Origin of the sequence: Enterovibrio norvegicus, assembly GCF_002876705.1 — a bacterium.
Lineage (GTDB): Bacteria > Pseudomonadota > Gammaproteobacteria > Enterobacterales > Vibrionaceae > Enterovibrio > Enterovibrio norvegicus_B.
Map to the genome: position 1 here is coordinate 51,967 of NZ_MDAG01000079.1, position 17,899 is coordinate 69,865.

14 protein-coding genes are annotated in these 17,899 nt (G+C 46.2%); 7 read left to right on the forward strand and 7 right to left on the reverse strand.

All coding sequences use genetic code 11. The annotated features are described in order from the left end of the window. Window positions 1-2: 2 nt before the first annotated feature. The 4 genes from BCT27_RS24495 to BCT27_RS24510 form a co-directional block, all read right to left on the reverse strand. The gene (locus tag BCT27_RS24495) at window positions 3-2,318 is read right to left on the reverse strand and encodes a methyl-accepting chemotaxis protein (RefSeq protein WP_198597626.1); all 2,316 of its coding nucleotides are present in this window, start codon (window positions 2,316-2,318) and stop codon (window positions 3-5) included. Window positions 2,319-2,531: 213 nt separating this feature from the next. Next, the gene (locus tag BCT27_RS24500) at window positions 2,532-3,038 is read right to left on the reverse strand and encodes a GNAT family N-acetyltransferase (RefSeq protein ID WP_102397066.1); all 507 of its coding nucleotides are present in this window, start codon (window positions 3,036-3,038) and stop codon (window positions 2,532-2,534) included. Between the two features lie 32 nt (window positions 3,039-3,070). Further along, the gene (locus BCT27_RS24505; RefSeq protein WP_102397067.1) at window positions 3,071-3,763 is read right to left on the reverse strand and encodes an aspartate/glutamate racemase family protein; all 693 of its coding nucleotides are present in this window, start codon (window positions 3,761-3,763) and stop codon (window positions 3,071-3,073) included. 247 nt (window positions 3,764-4,010) lie between these two features. After that, window positions 4,011-5,225, reverse strand: coding sequence for an EAL domain-containing response regulator (locus BCT27_RS24510; protein ID WP_102318902.1), 1,215 nt, complete (start codon window positions 5,223-5,225; stop codon window positions 4,011-4,013). A 321-nt stretch (window positions 5,226-5,546) separates the two neighbouring features. Here BCT27_RS24510 and BCT27_RS24515 point away from each other — a divergent pair, with 321 nt between their 5' ends. Continuing rightward, entirely contained in the window at window positions 5,547-6,443 is an 897-nt protein-coding gene (locus tag BCT27_RS24515) for a DMT family transporter (protein ID WP_102318901.1), read from the forward strand. A gap of 74 nt (window positions 6,444-6,517) precedes the next feature. On the opposite strand, the gene BCT27_RS24520 is transcribed toward BCT27_RS24515, so the two are convergent. Further along, window positions 6,518-7,003 (reverse strand): MarR family winged helix-turn-helix transcriptional regulator, encoded by a 486-nt coding sequence (locus tag BCT27_RS24520; RefSeq protein WP_017009097.1) that lies wholly within the window; start codon window positions 7,001-7,003, stop codon window positions 6,518-6,520. A 343-nt stretch (window positions 7,004-7,346) separates the two neighbouring features. On the opposite strand from BCT27_RS24520, the gene BCT27_RS24525 reads away from it, so the two are divergent. From BCT27_RS24525 to mepK, 6 genes are all read left to right on the forward strand, one after another. Further along, window positions 7,347-8,603: an imelysin family protein gene (locus tag BCT27_RS24525; RefSeq protein WP_102318900.1), complete on the forward strand. Its 1,257-nt coding sequence runs from the start codon at window positions 7,347-7,349 to the stop codon at window positions 8,601-8,603. A 152-nt stretch (window positions 8,604-8,755) separates the two neighbouring features. Beyond that, window positions 8,756-10,135: a di-heme oxidoreductase family protein gene (locus tag BCT27_RS24530; protein ID WP_102397085.1), complete on the forward strand. Its 1,380-nt coding sequence runs from the start codon at window positions 8,756-8,758 to the stop codon at window positions 10,133-10,135. A gap of 9 nt (window positions 10,136-10,144) precedes the next feature. Next, window positions 10,145-11,191 carry an imelysin family protein gene (locus tag BCT27_RS24535; protein ID WP_102397068.1) on the forward strand — a complete coding sequence of 349 codons (1,047 nt, stop codon included), beginning with the start codon at window positions 10,145-10,147 and terminating at the stop codon, window positions 11,189-11,191. A 3-nt stretch (window positions 11,192-11,194) separates the two neighbouring features. Next, entirely contained in the window at window positions 11,195-12,298 is a 1,104-nt protein-coding gene (locus tag BCT27_RS24540) for a DUF1513 domain-containing protein (protein ID WP_241908646.1), read from the forward strand. A 101-nt stretch (window positions 12,299-12,399) separates the two neighbouring features. After that, the gene (locus BCT27_RS24545) at window positions 12,400-14,046 is read left to right on the forward strand and encodes a L,D-transpeptidase family protein (RefSeq protein WP_102397070.1); all 1,647 of its coding nucleotides are present in this window, start codon (window positions 12,400-12,402) and stop codon (window positions 14,044-14,046) included. 382 nt (window positions 14,047-14,428) lie between these two features. Then, on the forward strand, window positions 14,429-14,989 hold the full coding sequence (gene mepK / locus BCT27_RS24550) for a peptidoglycan L,D-endopeptidase MepK (RefSeq protein ID WP_102318896.1): 561 nt from the start codon (window positions 14,429-14,431) through the stop codon (window positions 14,987-14,989). A 118-nt stretch (window positions 14,990-15,107) separates the two neighbouring features. Here the strand turns inward: mepK and olsF are convergent, their stop codons facing one another. Next, complete coding sequence (gene olsF, locus BCT27_RS24555) at window positions 15,108-16,850, reverse strand: bifunctional ornithine lipid synthase OlsF (protein ID WP_102397071.1); 1,743 nt, start codon at window positions 16,848-16,850, stop codon at window positions 15,108-15,110. A gap of 26 nt (window positions 16,851-16,876) precedes the next feature. Next, complete coding sequence (locus BCT27_RS24560; RefSeq protein ID WP_102397072.1) at window positions 16,877-17,695, reverse strand: UDP-2,3-diacylglucosamine diphosphatase; 819 nt, start codon at window positions 17,693-17,695, stop codon at window positions 16,877-16,879. Window positions 17,696-17,899 lie beyond the last annotated feature (204 nt).

Sequence of the window (17,899 nt, forward strand, 5' to 3'; positions counted from 1 at the left end):
CACTAAGCAATTTTGAACATACCAATCTGCTTGGTTAATTGTCGTGTTTGTTCGTTGATCAGATGCGCTGTGGTGTCGGTATCATGGGTTTTCTCGGAAACCGATTTCGCCGAGCGTGCGATGTTGTTCACATTCGATGTGATCTCTTCTGTGACCGATGACTGCTGACTTGCGGCAGTAGCAATTTGAGTGTTCATGACACTGATTTCGGTCATCATGTTTTCGATTTCGGCTAGCATGCTGTTGTTCTTACCGCAATTGTCTACGCTACTGGCGACAAACTCGTTAGCACTTGTAATGCCCGCCACAGCTTTTGTCGTTTCAGCCTGCAGAGATTGCACCTTGGCGCGGATTTCTTCTGTGGATGTTTGCGTTCGAATTGCTAGTGAGCGAACTTCATCAGCCACCACGCTGAAACCACGACCTTGCTCACCAGCACGAGCCGCTTCAATCGCAGCATTCAACGCCAATAGGTTGGTTTGTTCTGCTATCCCTTGAATTACATCAAGTACAGTACCTATCGAATCGCTTTCTGCGGAGAGTTGCTCCATAGATGCTGTTGCATCACGCATTTTCTCAGAGAGATCGGTAATCTCTTTTACTAATTGTTTGCCGACACTCGTGCCTTGTTTTACCGAACTCACGACATTTTGCGATGATTCAGACGCATTGTTGGCAAAGCTAGCCACTTCCGAAATGGACGCGTTCATTTCACTGGCGGCGGTTGCCACTTGATTAGAGTTCGCTGCTTGCGCATCAACTTCAGTTTGCATGCCATTAATGTTGCCCTGAATATCAGTAGACGCACTGTCTAACGCTTTTACTGTATTGTCAGCACCTTGGATAACTGTCAGGAAATCTTTCAACATCACATTCATTGATTTCGAGAGTTCGGTAAGTTCGTCATTCCCTCGTGTGTCTAACTGAACCGTTAAATCATGTGTCGTGGCGATATGAGCAATGCGTTTGCTAAATGACGTGATAGGTTTGCTAATGCTGCCAGCGATCAACCATGCGATCACCAATGACAAAGTAATAATAATGGCACCCACAATCGATGCTGTTTTATAAAGGGCGTTGTTGAGTAAAACAACTTCATGTAGGGCTTCTTCTTTTTCTAATTCAGAGACCAAAGCCCACTTTTTGCCAAAAATACTCATCATGCTGTAAGCGGCAAAAACTTCTTTGTTTGCGTGATTCTGGCCAACAGAAAACCCTGTTTCTCCGGCGAGAGCCGCGTTGACATGTGTGGATTTAATGGGTTGTTGCCCCGATGAAGACTCAGTGACGTCAATACGCTCAATCGTGTCGCTGTTCACACCGGTTTGGCGCAACATGTCGATATATGCGGACTTGTCTTGTTCAAGGAGGCGGTTTTGAGAACGCATCAGGTTATCTGGGCCAACAATAAATGTTTCCCCCGAATTGCCGAGTCCATTGTCTTTCCAGTGCCCGCCGTAGGTCATGATGTGGTTGATGTTGTCAATTGGCATTTGGAATATCAACACACCGATGGTTTGGCCGTTTTTGACAATGGGTGATCCAACGAAGGAAGCAGGGCTGTCATAAGAAGGGAAGTAAGGCGAGAAGTCTTCAAAGCTGAACTCACCTTTGCTAAGGGTCTTTGAAGCATTGAAAACATCCGCGATACCGCTTTTCGCGTAAGGTCCAGATTCTAGATTGGTCGCGTAATCGAGTTCTTTAAATACTGAATAAACGATGTTGCCATTGAGGTCGACCAGGAAAATGTCGTAGTAACCAAATGACTCCAAAAAAGTCCGGTAATTCGAATGAAACACTTCATGCACTTCGCTGTATGTGGTTTGGTCCGTCGCTTTGTCGAGGAGGTGTTTGTTTCCGAGTGAGTTTTCATTAACGCCGATGTAGGCTTGCTGCAACAGCTGACCAGCAACGCCGATATCATCCAAGCTCGACACAACATCGACAGATTTTGCATTGGTGTCTTGGTAGGTTTTCCCAAACTCATTAACGTAGTAATCACGTAATTTGTTAGCTTGGTTTTCTGTGATGACTGCCTCTGTCGGCACACTTTGAAATGATTGTGCAAACTGCAACATGGCGTCTTCTGTCATTGTTGAATTTGCTAAGTTAGTTAATTGCTTACCAATACCTTCAAAGTATTGTTCTATTTCAGCTTTCTTCACTTCTCTCACGGAAAGCAGCTGATTTTGAATTTGGTGCTCAAGTGCGAGGCTCGATGCGCGGTTTGCAGTAATTGTCATGATCGCCGTAGTTGCAATGACGGTAACAATACTCATGGCAATGAATGCTGTTCTTATTTTTGTGGATATTCTCATTTCACATCGTCCCTTTTATGAACCTGATGTTTCAAAATTAACAAGTTAAGTGTAGGTGGGAACGATCCTCTTCGTGGCTTTTTGTCCAGAGGTCGCATGAAAAGGTATTGTTAGGGCAATGAAATAGAAGGCGAAAATTTGGTGCCGCCCAGAAGAAAGGGAAAACAGAAGCTGTTTTCCCTTTCTTCGTGGTGTTGGATTAAGCGTTAGGGATCAGAAATCTGATACGGCAGCTTCCAATATGGCAACGGAGTAATATTGGTCGAACTTGAATCCGACGTCGGTTAAATAGCCCACTTGCTCAAAGCCAAATTTTTTATGAAGTGCAAGTGAGGCATCGTTCGGTAAGGTAATGACGGAATACGCACGTTTGACGGGGGAATCAGCCATTTTTTTGAGAAGCGCCTGCATTAACATAGAACCAAGACCTTTGGCTTTTAGATCATGACGCAAGTAAATAGTAATTTCGGAGCTGATGCGATAAGCGAGCTTTTCACGAAACTCGCTATTGTAAGCAAAACCAATAACATCACCAGCTTCGTCTTCTTTTACCAGAACATGGTAGTAGCCATTGCTATTGGCGAGCTTCTTAAACCACGTTTTTCTTCGCTCGATTGACCACGGCTCGTAATCAAATGTGATGGCAGTGTTGACCACATAGTGGTTGTAAATGTCGTTGATGGCTTCAATGTCATCGACAGTGGCGGTTCTGATTGTCATCGCTTTACTTCCTATTTAAACGAGACGCGCTGTTACTCTGCGAGCGCAAGTTTGATTGCCGCTTCAGCATGCAACTCTGTGGTGTCATACAAAGGGACAGTGGTATGGTTTTGTTGCACGAGCAAACCAATCTCAGTGCAACCTAAAATAACACCTTCTGCGCCCTGTGCTTTTAAATCGTCAATGATGGATAGATACTGCTTGCGCGAATGCGCTGACACTTCGCCTTGGCAAAGTTCTTGATAAATGACTTCATGTACCACGTCTTGTTGCCATGCTGGCGGCACAGAGACGGTAATGCCGAAAGACTCAATGCGCTCTTTATAAAAGGGTTCTGACATAGTGAAGCGCGTACCGAGCAATCCAACGTGGCTAATTTTGTCTTTCAACAAACGTTCCGCAGTGGCATCTGCGATATGAATAAGTGGGACAGAAATAGCATCAGACACTTCTTTAGCAACTTTATGCATGGTGTTGGTGCCGATCATCATAAAATCTGCCCCTGCTTTCTCTAGTCGTTGCGCTTCTTTGATCAAAGCATCTGCAGACTTATCCCATGCATTGCTGCGCTGAAAGGCCTCAATCTCTGAAAAATCCACACTACTGAGCAATAACTTTGCTGAATGATGTCCACCAAGCGTGTTTCTGGTCTGTTGATTTAAGAGTCGGTAATAGGTGGATGTGGATTCCCAGCTCATCCCGCCGATTAAGCCAATTGTTTTCATTTACGCATCCTTACTCGTTGAACATTCTCTCGTTATAACACACTGATGCTCTGTGAAACATAGCGATAAAAGGGGATGGTGTGCGTTGCTAACGATGTTTAAGGTCGAGAGAGTATGAGAAGAGAGGGAGCTGAGAAAAAGTAGAAAAGAAAATCATGCTCCATTTCAGGCTCTGTGTAAAAACGTTCCTTTAATGAGCACGCTGCGCCGAATCAGCAAGACAGGTTGAAGGAGGAGGATTAGCAAGCTAGACACTTTTGACGGTGGCGCCGACGCCTTTGAGCCAGTTTCTATACCAACTTGACAATGACTCAATCGGCTTAGGTCGGCAAATCAAAAAACCTTGCAAGAGAATGCCGGGATGATGTCTGGTTAAATAATCCAAATCTTCAAAATGCTCTATGCCTTCCGCAACTAAATCGACGTCAAATGATTCAGTAATGTCCACTAAGGATTGGACGATAACTTGGCTGAATTGGTCAGCATGGATTTGATTGATCAAGGTGCGGTCTATTTTTACTTCCGTGAATGGCAGGCTTCTGAGCTGTTGAATGTTCGTAAAACCGGTTCCAAAATCATCGAGCGACACACCATACCCATGTATACGCAATCGGTTCAATGACTCCATTTGCTCTGAAGACTTGAGTTCATATTCTTCAGTGATTTCTAACACGATGCGGGATTTTTCGATGTTTCTATCTTGGAAAAGGTTTTCAAGGCGGTTCGGAATATCAAGATCTGACAATTGGGATGGCGATAAATTAATGCTGATTTTAACCGTGTCACCAAAAATATCAGACAGTTCCTTCATATGGTCCGCGGTTGCTTCCGCTAACTGCATGGTAATCAAATCCATGAGGTCAAAGCGGATTGCGGTTGGGATGAACCGACCAGGAAGAATGGCATCTGGTTGACCTGGGGAAACGATTCGTGCGAGTACTTCTAAGCTTTCCACTCGGTTTGTTTCTGGATTGAGCTTGGGTTGGTAGTAAGGCATCACCTGTCGGTGGACGATGTAGGTGATCAGTTCCTTTTTTGACATTTGTTCGTAATTCAAAAACTTACGTTCTTCGGCTTGATGTAGCCTGTCCATCACCAACTGTAATGCATCCATCTTGATGGGTTTTGAAATGTTGCCGATTAAACAAACGTGTTGTTGACGGGCGACCTCCGCTGCCAACTCAATGATTCGAATATCCAATTCGGACACGATGCAGATCCCCCCCTTGTAGTGCATTTCACCAAGGTGACGAATAAGGCCCATTCCGTCGATATCAGGCATGTTTAAATCTGTGAATACGACATCATAGCGCGTAGGGTATTGATGTAATTCAGCAAGTGCTTTGATCGGAGAAGAGTATGTGGTGACATTGTGGTAGCCAAGATCATTCAGCATTGTATTAATCATGACCAACATAACCTCTGAATCATCGATTATGATGATGCGGATTGTTTCATCCATGTTTCCGATCCTAAAGAGAGTAGTTATATAAAACTAGATGCTTATCTGTTGATTTCAATAGTAAGTGTAAGGTTTATTGTTCAGATCGTTTCCAATGTGGTCTTTTAATTAGGCATATTAGTGGGTTAGTCAATTGAAATGCGATGAGTCTAACTATTTAGGCTTGCTGTTGAACAATCCTTGCAATAGAAGTGCCTTCTTTAACCGTGTGTGATGCCCGAAAGTGGCCAGTCATTCGAGAGAAATCACAGTAATCTTGCTGCTAAATGCAAAGTACTTCAGCGTGCTGAGGTTCAAAAAATAAGGGAATAGGGAAAGAAGATGGAAATGAAGCAAAAAGACGTTGCTGAACTGCTTTTGCTCGCAGCCTTATGGGGAGCTTCGTTCCTTTTTATTCGATATGCGGTGCCAGATTTTGGTCCATTTGCGTTGATCATGGTCCGTGTTGTGTTGGCGTCCGTCCTGTTGTTGCCGATATTGATGATAAGAAAACAGCTACATGAATTTCGTGCGAACTGGTTTCATTCCTGTTGCGTTGGCTTGTTCAGTTCGGCAATTCCTTTTGTGTTGTTTGCCTTTGCTATGATGAATGTTTCTAGTGGTTTTGCTGCCATTCTTAATGCAAGTACGCCGATTTGGGGGGCGATCATCGCTTATTTCTGGCTGGGCGACAAACTCACATACACACGCATGACTGGGCTATTGATAGGCGTTGTGGGCGTGATGGTCTTGGTGTGGGGCAAGCTTGATTTTGGCTCAAGTGGGCTAGGGTGGTCTGTGCTGGCTGTCATTGGTGCGACCGTGTTTTATGGCATATCAGCCAGCTATGCAAAACGCTTTCTCAAAGGGGTTCCGCCTCTTGTTACGGCAGCGGGTAGTCAAATAGGTTCTTCCATCGCGCTATTACCTTTGGGTCTTCTATTTTGGCCCGAGGTTAACCCAAGCCAAGCAAGTTGGATTGCAGCCGTTATTTTGGGATTTGTGTCCACTGGGTTTGCCTACATCTTATATTTTCGACTGATTGAGCGTGTCGGGCCGACCAATGCGATCACTGTAACGTACCTCATTCCTTTGTTCGCGGCGGTATGGGGGTATTTCTTGTTGGATGAGAGCGTCACGCTGAGAATGATTTTAGGTGCTGGCACGATCTTCCTAGGAACAGCGCTTGCAACGGGGTTGGTCAAGTTCGGTAAACGCACGCCATCTAAGGAGAGTTAGGAAGGTTGATTCACGAGCGTTGAATGTTGCGAGTGAAAAAGAACGATGATGAAAAAAGGCCCTAGGGCCTTTTTTTAATGTGTTTCATCGAACTTGGTAAGAGGGGTAACTTCAAGAAGTGGTGCAGCGTCGATGTTTTCAGCGTTCATCATTGATGATATGCGCTGTACAGAAGAAATGAGCAGAGATTGTTCCCATTCTTCGAGAGACTGAAAGCGCGAAATAAAGCTTTCCTGCAAGGGTTTTGGTGCTTGTTGCAGGGCTTGTTGGCCTTCTGGCGTCAAGTGCGCATGGACCTTACGTTTATCCAAGTTGCTTCTTACACGCACAATAAGGTTACGGCTGGCAAGGCGGTCCAATATTGTGGTCGCGGTTGCCTGGCTCATGTTGGTATGGTTTGAAAGTTGGCGAATAGTCACTTCATCCAATTCGTCAATGGCTCTCATTAGTACGAGCTGCGGGCCTGTTAGACCGGCCTCTTTATTTAGCTTTCTTGAGTGCAAATCGATGGCGCGAATGATTTGCCTAAGCGCTACCAACACCTCTTCATGCTTCTCCATCGAAGCGTCTCCTTTAAACAGCTGTAGGATGTTAAAAATCCGGCGAATTATCTGTTCTATACGTAAATATTTAAAGGTTTTTTCCGTATTTCTTACCAAACCTTACACATGAGTCGCTGATTATGCGAACTCATTTGGTTTCAATCTCGCTTGTGTCCTAATTTGGTTACGTAGCAATTGCATGAGGTATGCAAATTAAGGCGTAAAAGAGAGAGAGGAAAGAGTGAAAACTAAAACTAAATGATATTATTTATCATTAGCATTTGAAATTAACTGAGTATGAATGTAATAATCGTTATCAATTGCAACAACTGGTAACAATTCACATACTCAAGGAAAGATTATGATGCGCACCCCTTTGGCTTCAGCCTGCTCAGTTTTGGCATTATCAGCCGTTTCTTTCGCCACTTTTGCCGCCACACCAAAAGCCGTCGTTGAAAACTATGCAGACATTGCTCACGCAACGTTCAGCGACGCACTTGTCACCTCAAAACAACTGGACAGCGCCATTGATGCGTTGATTGCCAAACCATCAGAAAAAACACTTAACGAAGCACGTCAGGCGTGGTTGGTTTCTCGTGTGCCATACCAGCAATCGGAAGTGTTTCGTTTTGGTAATGCTGTCGTTGATGATTGGGAAGGGCAGTTAAATGCTTGGCCATTGGATGAAGGCTTGATCGATTACGTCGCGCAAGACTACCAATATGAATTGGGCAACGTGGGTGCCGTCGCCAATATTGTGTCCAATAGTTCGTTGAAAATGGGTAGCGAAACATTGGATGTAAACGTCATTACACCTGACCTGCTAGCGTCACTGAACGAACTTGGCGGTTCTGAAGCAAATGTTGCAACGGGCTACCATGCCATTGAGTTTTTACTTTGGGGCCAGGATCTAAACGGCACTAACCCTGGTGCAGGTGAGCGTCCTTATACAGACTTTGCGTCTGGTGATGCTTGTACCAATGGCAATTGTGATCGTCGCGCGGACTACCTAAAAGCAGCGTCTGAGCTTCTTATTACTGATCTTACTTGGATGGAGGGCCAGTGGTCTGCCACCCAAGCTGACAATTACCGCGCGGCACTACTGAACGATTCTGCTCAAAACGGTTTGCGCAAAATGTTGTTTGGTATGGGGTCACTCTCTCTTGGTGAACTTGCTGGTGAGCGAATGAAAGTCGCACTGGAAGCAAACTCTACGGAAGATGAGCACGATTGTTTTTCAGACAACACACACAATTCACACTTCTACAACGAGCAAGGTATTTACAACGTCATGACGGGGACTTACCAGCGTTTAGACGGTGAAAAACTGTCTGGGCCATCGGTGCTTGAGTTAGTGAAAGCGTCTGATCCAAACGCAGCAGCGATGATCAAAACTGATTTTGATAACGCGCGCAGCGAAGTCTTTAAGTTGGTGGAATCTGCAGAGAAAAACAATGTTTACTTTGACCAACTGATCGCTGCAGACAATGCAGAAGGTAACGCGTTGGTAAACGGCGCCATTGCCGCATTGGTTCAGCAAACACGTAGTATTGAACAAGCAGCGGGCGCGATTGGTATTACCAATCTGAACCCAGATACCGCTGATCATCAGTTCTAATGTAACCATGCTTATTCGAAGCCCCCATCTGGGGGCTTTTGGCGTTTCTCTGAAGCGATAATTCTGTTTCGTGCTTTATCGCATTTGGTGTCGTTGAACGGCGACAAAAAACAATCAAAGAATACATGTATATTTTTCAATTGGACGAAATAATGAAGTATCCGGTACTTAGCCTTTTAGTGGCGTTCGCCATACCTTCCTTTGCCGATGATGTTCGTTCTGGTGGCGCGACTACCACATTCAAACAAGGCGCAAATGCTTTTTCGCAACCCGCATCGAATCTCCCTTTATCTGAACGCATCGATTTCAGTGTTGGGAACAGCTTTTTTAGAAACCCTTGGGTGAGCGCACCCGCATCAACAGATGCGAGAGATGGTCTTGGTCCGCTTTTCAATACCAACGGTTGTCAAAACTGTCACATCAAAGACGGGCGCGGTCATTTACCCGAAACGGGGGATGATAATGCGGTTTCTATGCTCATCCGCTTAAGCATTCCCGCGATGACGGCGGAACAGCAAAAACAATTGATCATGGATGGAAACATTCCTGAACCCAATTATGGTGGCCAACTACAAGATTTTGCGTTGCCGGGCGTTGAACCCGAAGCAAAGGTCAATATTCATTTTGAAACGCACGTAGAAACCTTTGCGGATGGCACCGAAGTGACGTTGCGAAAGCCCATCATCGTGCTGTCTGATTTGCATTATGGCGACATGCACCCTGACACAGAGATGTCGTTGAGGATCGCACCGCCAATGATTGGGCTCGGGCTGCTTGAAGCTGTGTCAGCATCGCAACTTACTGCGATTGCCGAAAAGCAGACGAAGGCGAACCAAGGCATCTCTGGACGTGCAAACAGGGTTTGGGATATCGAGAAGAAGGCATCCGTCATAGGTCGATTTGGCTGGAAAGCAGGTCAGCCCACGTTAATGCAGCAAAACGCGGCAGCTTTTAACGGCGACTTAGGCTTAACAAGCCATCTTTTTTCAGTCGAAAACTGCACTTCTTCTCAGTCTTCCTGCGATACCTTACCCAACGGTGGTAAGCCTGAGGTCTCTGAAAAGATTCTGAATTTTGTGGAATTTTATAGTCAGCATCTTGCTGTGCCAGCGCGCCGGAATATCAACGATCCGCAAGTGATGGCCGGTGAAACGCTGTTCGCCGAAGCGAATTGTGGAAGCTGCCATCAGACAAGCCTTAAGACAGCATCCATTGAAGGTCGTCCCGCGTTGAGCAACCAAACCATTCATCCTTACACGGATCTTCTTCTGCATGACATGGGAGAGGGGCTAGCGGACAACCGCAGTGAATTTATCGCGAACGGACAAGAGTGGCGTACCGCACCTCTATGGGGTTTAGGTTATACGCAAGAGGTGAATGGGCATACCCACTATTTGCATGATGGTCGCGCGCGAAACGCGTTAGAAGCTGTGTTGTGGCACGGTGGAGAGGCGAAAGCCAGTAAGCAACGTGTACTGAAAATGAACAAACAAGAACGAGAAGCACTGGTTGCTTTTCTTCATTCTCTGTAGGAGAAGACGATGACATTTATATCTACCCCTTCTCGCTATTCAATGGCAGTTTTTTTAGTTACAACGTCACTATTGTCAGGCTGCGATATTGACGTTCCATTCAATATTAAGGTTCCAGTGGCATTTGCTGGCGAAGAAGAACACTCAATATGGTTGATGCAAAAGACGCATGCCGCGACGTTTGTTTCTCAAGCAACCGGTTTATCTTCAGCCGTTGAAAAAGCATGCAGTGCAGGTCCATTGAACACGACGGAGGTGAAATCAGCGTGGGTCGATACGATGAAAGCCTGGATGCCATTGCAAGGTATTGAAACAAGTAATCCTGCAGCCGCTTCGTTAAATTGGCAAATTCAATTCTACCCAGATAAGAAAAACACGACGGGGCGGAAGATCACGGCATTATTGAAATCAGAAGGCCCATACTCCGCTGAAGCCTTGGCAAAGCAAAGTGTGTCTGTTCAAGGGGTGGGTGCGCTTGAATGGCTGATCTATGAACCTAAAACAATGGGCGACACAGAAAATAGATGTGCATTGGCACGTGCTGTGTCTCAGCGTCTTATTCAATCGGCGGAAGGTTTATCCCATGCTTGGGAACAAGACCCGTGGAAAGATCAGTCCGAGAAAGCGCTTAACGCAGCGAGTGTCAGCATGTTGGCAGGTCAGCTTGACTTTGTGATGAAGAAGTTGTCCTTACCAATGGGTAAGCCGGGCTATCCAAAACCTTTTCAAGCGGAAGCGTGGCGATCAAAGGTGTCATTGACGCTTATTAAAGACAATGTCGCGGCAATGTATGCGTTATATTTGGCTGATCTGGATGTTGTTCTGCGCGCCAAACAAAAAACAGAACTGGCAGATAGATTGACCAAACATTGGCAAGACACGGTGACGAGTGTGCCATCGGGCGATGCACTTAAGCCGCTATTAGACACCCCCGAAAACTATCGATCATTGATTGGTCTTTCAAATAACCTTGAATACCTGAAGTTGGCTTTATCTGATGAAGTTGGCCCAGCGTTGGGTATGGTGGTTGGGTTTAATTCGACAGACGGAGACTAGATCTTGGCTTCATCCCCTCACGGCGTCAGCATGAAACGACGCCGCTTTCTTTCCCTTTCCATTGCTGGACTTGTTGTAGGAAGTGGTATTGCAGGTTACGCAACGTACAAAAAGTGTGAAGACGACAATACGGTAGCCTTTCTTGGCTGTGCCAGAGATGGCAACGATAGCTATGTGCTTACTGGCGCAAATGCTCAGGGAGAACCGTGTTATACGGTGCCGTTATCCACCCGCGGTCATGGTGTTGCCATTGATCGTATTCGAGACTTCGCCTTTATTTTTTCGAGACGACCGGGTGAGTTCATCACGGTTGTAGAGATTCAAACTGGCAAGTTGCTTTCTACATACAGTGTGTCAGATCGTTACCATCTCTATGGGCACGGCGTTGTTGTGGGCGACAAGCTTTACACCAGCGAAGGAGAGCGAACGACCAGCAATGGTGTGATTGGCATTTACCAAATCTGGCAAGATGGCACCCTTGATAGGGTGGGAGAGCACACAGGCTTCGGGCTTGGGCCTCATGAAATCATGGCAATTGATCATTCCACATTGGCGTTAGCGGTGGGTGGCATTCAAACGCAAGGCCGCGAGCCATTGAATATCGAGACCATGTCACCGTCTTTGGTGTTGATTGACATTCATTTTGGTAAAGTTCTCGGTATTCACACTTTGCCTGACCATCAAATGAGTATTCGACATTTGGCCATGTCGACAAAAGGCGAAATAGTCACGGCGCAACAATACAGAGGCAGCAAAGATGATGTCCAACCTTTGCTCGCGATTCGCCGATTAAGTGGGGAGTATCAACAGCTTGTCGCCACAACTGAACAGTGGAGCCGTTTTAATCAATACATCGGCAGTGTGGCGTGTACAGAATCACAGATTGTGGCGACCTCACCTCGCGGCAATTGTTACGGAATTTGGAACATTGAATCCGGTGAATTGGAAGAGCTTGGTCCCTTGCTGGATGCATCGGGAGCAGCCGCAAAGCCAGATAGATTCGCGCTTAGCGCCGGTAGTGGTAGATTAGTAATACAGAATGTACAAAAAAACATTGAATTTCAGACATCTGAGGTTCATTGGGATAATCATTGGGTAATGCTTTAGAATGACGCTTTTCTAACTCTTTGTTTTGAAAGATTCATAAAAAATCCGATAACGAAAATTGTGACGTTTGCCATACTAAGATCTCTAAATGGAGGTGGTGCATGGTTTTCGCTCGCATGTTTTTTAAGACACTACTGGTTTTCGCTTTGCTCCCACTTTCAGTGTGGGCAAATGTAGGCAATGTTGAGCCAAACAAACCGTCTGAAAATGCAATTACATGGATACAACAAGCTGAAGCTGAATCGGGTGTAGTGACCTATACCCAAGATTTGGCGATGATCTACGAGTACTTTTCTTTTTCCCCAATTTGGCACGATTACCGTGCAAAAGATGAGCTCGAAACACAGATCAATATCATTTCATTAGCTGGGATCAGTCAAGAATTTGAGTGGCGCGCTGTGCTGCTCAGAGAATTGAGAGTGAGTGGCGATTGGCGCGCCTATGACGTGTTTGCAACAGACAGTCTACTTGCGTTGATTAGCTACAACTCCCAAGTGCCTTTGCACGGCAAAAGCTGGTTCTTCGGCACGGACATTAACGACACATTCCCCGCACCAACAAAAACGCAGACCACAAACCTTTTGATGGCAGCTAGCCGCAATGCACTTTATGACTATGCGTTTTCGTTGCGTCCTGAAACACCACAGTACCGTGAAATGGCAAAAGCCATCGTGGCATTGCAAGATGAAAACACCAGCTACTGGCCTAAATTTACTCAGCGTGGGTTGATCAAGCACGGTAACAAGCTGGTGGACTCGGATAGTTTGATCACGAGCTTAGAGCGTCACGGTGTTTTAAGCACAGAAGAAGCGCAACGCCTAAAACTCAAGCATGTGGGTTTCTATAATGCGGTGATGGTGCAAGCGGTGAAGCGCTTCCAACAAAGCCATGGCCTAAAAACGGATGGCGTGATTGGCAACAAGACCCGTTATTGGTTGAATAAGTCCGTTGATAATCGCATTCAGATCCTCGCGCTGAATATGGAACGTTTGCGATTGTGGCCAACAGGGCGCGATCGCATTTTGCTGGTCAACATCCCAAATTACGAAATGGAATTGTGGATGGATAAACAGCTGATTCTCGACAGTAAAGTGGTGGTTGGAAGACCAAGTCGCCGCACGCCACTGTTCACATCACGTTTGGATTCAGTGGTTTTCAATCCACATTGGAATGTGCCTGTGACCATCATGCGAAAAGACATTTTGCCTAAAGTCAGTGTGGATAATGATTACCTGTCTAAACACAGCTATACCGTGTTGAGCAGCTGGTCTAACGGTGAAGTGATCCCACCTGATTCGATTGACTGGGAAACGGTAACACCCAACAATTTCCCGTATCGACTACAGCAATCGCCGGGTAACTTTAACGCGTTAGGTCGCTACAAATTTAATACGCCGAATGGTAACGCGATTTACCTTCACGACACGCCTGCCAAAGGTTTGTTTAATCGCGCAAGCCGAGCATTCAGTTCAGGGTGTATTCGTGTTCAAAAAGCGGAAGTGTTGGCTGAGGTTCTGTTAGATAAATCTGGCCTTGAAATGGGTGACTACGATTACTACCGTAAAACCCCCAAGACCAAGTGGGTTACGCTACGTAAGAAGATTAGCGTGCACACGATCTATCAAACCGCATGGGTGAACGAGGACGGTGAAGTGCAATTCCGTGACGATGTGTATGATTACGACGCTCGACCAAAGCGTACTATCGACCCATCAGCGTCTTTAACGGCGAGCACAAATCAATCTTAATGGCTGAGTTTTGACGAGCTAGATTCTTAAAAGGATCGGGTGTCGACAAAACAGACAAGTGATTTAAAGCGCAGTGATGACACTTCTCATCACTGCGCTTTTTTGTGGCTATTAAGGGTGTGTGATCGGGTGAAAATATGCTCAAGGCAACACAATTGCATATTTTTACACTTTACTGACAATGATAAAAAGTGACGATAAATCATCACGAAACGCTGCTATTTACAGCGATTGACTCACTAAAGATACACCTGCGAGTTTGATTCCTTCCCTCTCTCCCGTTAGATTTCACGGTGTTTCGAGAGTCTTTCTTAAACAAAGGCGTGTTTCGCTAGTCGTTCGGACTCTTTTTATAAGATTTACCTTTGGGAAGTTGTAACTTGTGAAAAATGGTTTGGATACCCAACGTCGTCGCCTAATTCTTGGCGGTGCGGCGTGTGTAGTTGCGGCAGCACTACCGAATGCAGCGTTTGCGCTGCCCCTAACGGCAGGGAAACCGCGTAATTTGGCAATGACAAGCATAAACACGGGTGAGCACCTTGATGTTTGTTATTTCAACGGCCAGCAGTACAATGAAAAAGAACTGCAAGCCCTTAACCACTTATGTCGCGATCACCGTCGAAATGTTGAAACTGACATGGATCCACTGCTTTATGATCAACTCGCTGCAATCTGTGGGCTAGTGAGCGCTAAATCGCCGATTACTATGGTATCGGGTTATCGCTCGCCAGCAACGAATGAGATGCTGAGAAAGGGCGGTGGTGGTCAAGCGAAGAAGAGCTATCACATGACAGGGCAAGCCATGGATATCTTCATTGAAGGCGTGCCGCTCGCAACGTTAAAAGATGCTGCTCTCTCATTAAAAGCCGGTGGTGTTGGTTATTACCCGCGAAGCGGTTTTATCCACGTTGACACGGGGCCTGTAAGGACCTGGAGAGGGTAACTGCTCACGTCAGATAGCCTCTATCCATTTGGGAAAAAGAAAGGCACATTGCGTGCTTTTTTTTGTGGTTGTCTTTGACCTCTTAACCGCGAAGTCTGCCCCTCAATGAAAGCGCACATTAAATGGTTTCTGGTTCGGCCTTTTTCAGGTTCGTTGTGATGTATCGCTGCCGTTTCTTCTCCTTTAGCTTAGTCATGTCCACCATGACCAAGCCATCAATACAATCTGCAAAATCTGGGTCAATATTAAAGTCAATGAATTGCACTCCCCCGGGTTCGCAAAGCTCACTGTATTGTTTGTAAAGGGTGGGAATACCCGTCCCGAGATTGTCTAACAGTGCTTTGAGGGTTTTCAAATCTGCTTGGTAGTCATCGCCTCGAAAATGCCGAACCAACTCATTTTCTTTTTGTGTATCCATATGGAAAGGGCGCTTAGATCGCGCGACTGACTGATCTGAACCAAAGTAGGTGCGATAAAAAAAGATAAGCAACTCTTTGGCGGCTTGCGGCAAAGCGTTGCTGATGGTGACTGGGCCAAATAAATAACGATAGTGAGGGTGCTTGGTAAGGAAAGCACCTATGCCGAGCCAAAGATATTCCAAGCTGCGTTTGCCCCAGTATTTCGGCTGAACAAAGCTGCGGCCTAATTCAAGGCCTGAATCCAGTTTTGACGTCATACCTTGTTCAAAGTTGAAGAGTGAATGTGTATACAGGGCTTCTTTACCGTGCTGCGCAATCACGGCTTGGGTATCACAGAATCGATAAGCGCCAACAATATCCAGCGCTGCTGGGTCCCAAAGCACTAAGTGGAAATAGTGTTGGTCGTATTTATCGATGTCCCTTCGCTGTCCTGTTCCTTCCCCAACGGCGCGAAAGGCCACTTCCCGTAATCGCCCTATTTCTCGCATTACATGAGACTCTGCGTGATAACGGTATAAGTAGATTTCTTTTCCATCCGGCGTTTCACCAAGGCGTTCACTTTGCGTAATCTCTTCTTTTAGCGCCAGCCTTGGCTCGGGAGATGCGATGGCTGACTCGGTAGGGAACACGCCATCTTTACTTTTACCGATGTTGTAGAGGTGTTTTTTGAACAGCTTGACACGGGTTTTACTGGGTAAGTTGGCGCTGGTGCTGTAGCTCGAATAGGGAATGGCCTCACCGATGGTAAAGGTGATTTTGTTGTCCTCTTGCGCAAACATCTCATTGACGAGCAGCAAGGTTGATAGGGGTTTGTATACCATGGACGCCCCATAAAACATTGCAGAATTTCTCCCATCAACATGAATGGGCAAAATGGGCGCATTCGTTTTACTCGCCATGCGAAGAAAGCCTCCATGCCATTCTTTGTCTTTGACGCCAGTTGCGCCTAAGCGAGACACTTCGCCTGCGGGGAAAATGATCAGCGCCCCTTCATTGCGCAGCCATGTATCAATGTTTCTCAGGTTTTCTTTTGGCGTGCCCCCTGAGATGTTGTTCACGGGAAGCAGGCAACTGTGAAGCGGTTCAATTTGCATGAGCAGGTTATTGGCAACCACTTTAACGTCAGCACGAATTTCACGAACCAATTTGAGTAAAGCCAAGCCATCAAGTGAACCAATAGGGTGGTTGGCGATAATCACAACGCGTCCCGTTGATGGAATACGCTCACGTTCTCTGTCACTTGTCGCGTAGCTGAATGTGAAGTAATCCAGCACTTGCTCTACAAACTCAAACCCTTTGAGGTAAGGGTATCGCTCGGCAAAGTCGACAAAGGCTTGTTGATGCAGAAGACGTTGGAGTGTGGCACTGACAGGGCGAGCTAACCAGGGCTTGTGCGCCAATGCGGGGTATTTGTTCTCTAAAAGCGAGTCGATATTAAACATAGTGTTCCTTTCACCCATTGTGCGGCTTACGCGGCTTGGTCTTCCTGAGCGGGTTGTTTGTAGGAGGCTTGTGGCAACAAGGTGTTGTATGCCGCAATCAGCTCGGGCTTTTCTGTCCACCGAATCAATTCAAGCGCGCCGTCATCTTGTTCGATCAGTGCGGTGCAGTTTTCAATCCAGTCGCCATCGTTCAAGTACAAGGTGTCGCCAATGGCTTTCATGTCAGGGTGGTGAATGTGGCCACACACGATGGCATCAGCGTTTTTTCGCTGGGCATATTGAACCGCGGCATTTTCGAAACGCGCGATGGCGACGTTGGCAGATTGCACGCGCAGTTTGATGTAGGACGCGAGCGACCAATAAGGGAACCCAAGTTTCTGACGGATCCTCGACATCCAGCGGTTGAGAAACAGCAGAAAGTCATACCCCATATCACCTGCGATGGCGGTCAAGCGGCTGTGGCATACGGCGCCATCAAACTCATCGCCATGCACGGCCAGAACCTTTTTACCTTGCACTGTTTCGTGTATGTGATGCGCACGGACTTCTATTTTTCCAAAATCGAATTTTAAGTATTTCCTTACAACATCATCATGGTTACCCGGAATGTAGATGACGCGTGTGCCTTGGTGAGCGCGATCAATCAGGAGTGACAACACTTGGCTGTGGCTTTCTGGCCAATGGCGCGAGAATTTCATTGAATAAAAATCAACGATATCTCCGACCAAAATGATGGTGTCGGCATGATGACGTTGAAGGAAGTTAAGCAGGTAATGGGCCTTACAATCTTTGTTGCCTAAATGGAGATCCGATATCCAAATCGTTCGAACGTGTATGGGGTTCATAAGCATCCGTTGATGAGTGATTAACAAGTTGATTCACGGCTTTACGCTACTGATCCTTAATGACGTTGTTGTTTCAGTGTGGTGACAAGCTGGTGGCAGGGTTCTTTCAGATGCATGACAATCGAGGGTGTTGCGAATTAACCTTTTGATTGTGCGTGTTAAATGCTGGGAATGTACGCGTAGCACACTGTGTTGGCGTTAAAC

What these genes read in the sequence shown, in the direction of transcription:
- BCT27_RS24495 (WP_198597626.1), bottom strand. Translation starts at nt 2,318, where the DNA reads ATGAGAATATCCACAAAAATAAGAACAGCATTCATTGCCATGAGTATT.
- BCT27_RS24500 (WP_102397066.1), bottom strand. Translation starts at nt 3,038, where the DNA reads ATGACAATCAGAACCGCCACTGTCGATGACATTGAAGCCATCAACGAC.
- BCT27_RS24505 (WP_102397067.1), bottom strand. Translation starts at nt 3,763, where the DNA reads ATGAAAACAATTGGCTTAATCGGCGGGATGAGCTGGGAATCCACATCC.
- BCT27_RS24510 (WP_102318902.1), bottom strand. Translation starts at nt 5,225, where the DNA reads ATGGATGAAACAATCCGCATCATCATAATCGATGATTCAGAGGTTATG.
- BCT27_RS24515 (WP_102318901.1), top strand. Translation starts at nt 5,547, where the DNA reads ATGGAAATGAAGCAAAAAGACGTTGCTGAACTGCTTTTGCTCGCAGCC.
- BCT27_RS24520 (WP_017009097.1), bottom strand. Translation starts at nt 7,003, where the DNA reads ATGGAGAAGCATGAAGAGGTGTTGGTAGCGCTTAGGCAAATCATTCGC.
- BCT27_RS24525 (WP_102318900.1), top strand. Translation starts at nt 7,347, where the DNA reads ATGATGCGCACCCCTTTGGCTTCAGCCTGCTCAGTTTTGGCATTATCA.
- BCT27_RS24530 (WP_102397085.1), top strand. Translation starts at nt 8,756, where the DNA reads ATGAAGTATCCGGTACTTAGCCTTTTAGTGGCGTTCGCCATACCTTCC.
- BCT27_RS24535 (WP_102397068.1), top strand. Translation starts at nt 10,145, where the DNA reads ATGACATTTATATCTACCCCTTCTCGCTATTCAATGGCAGTTTTTTTA.
- BCT27_RS24545 (WP_102397070.1), top strand. Translation starts at nt 12,400, where the DNA reads ATGGTTTTCGCTCGCATGTTTTTTAAGACACTACTGGTTTTCGCTTTG.
- olsF (WP_102397071.1), bottom strand. Translation starts at nt 16,850, where the DNA reads ATGTTTAATATCGACTCGCTTTTAGAGAACAAATACCCCGCATTGGCG.
- BCT27_RS24560 (WP_102397072.1), bottom strand. Translation starts at nt 17,695, where the DNA reads ATGAACCCCATACACGTTCGAACGATTTGGATATCGGATCTCCATTTA.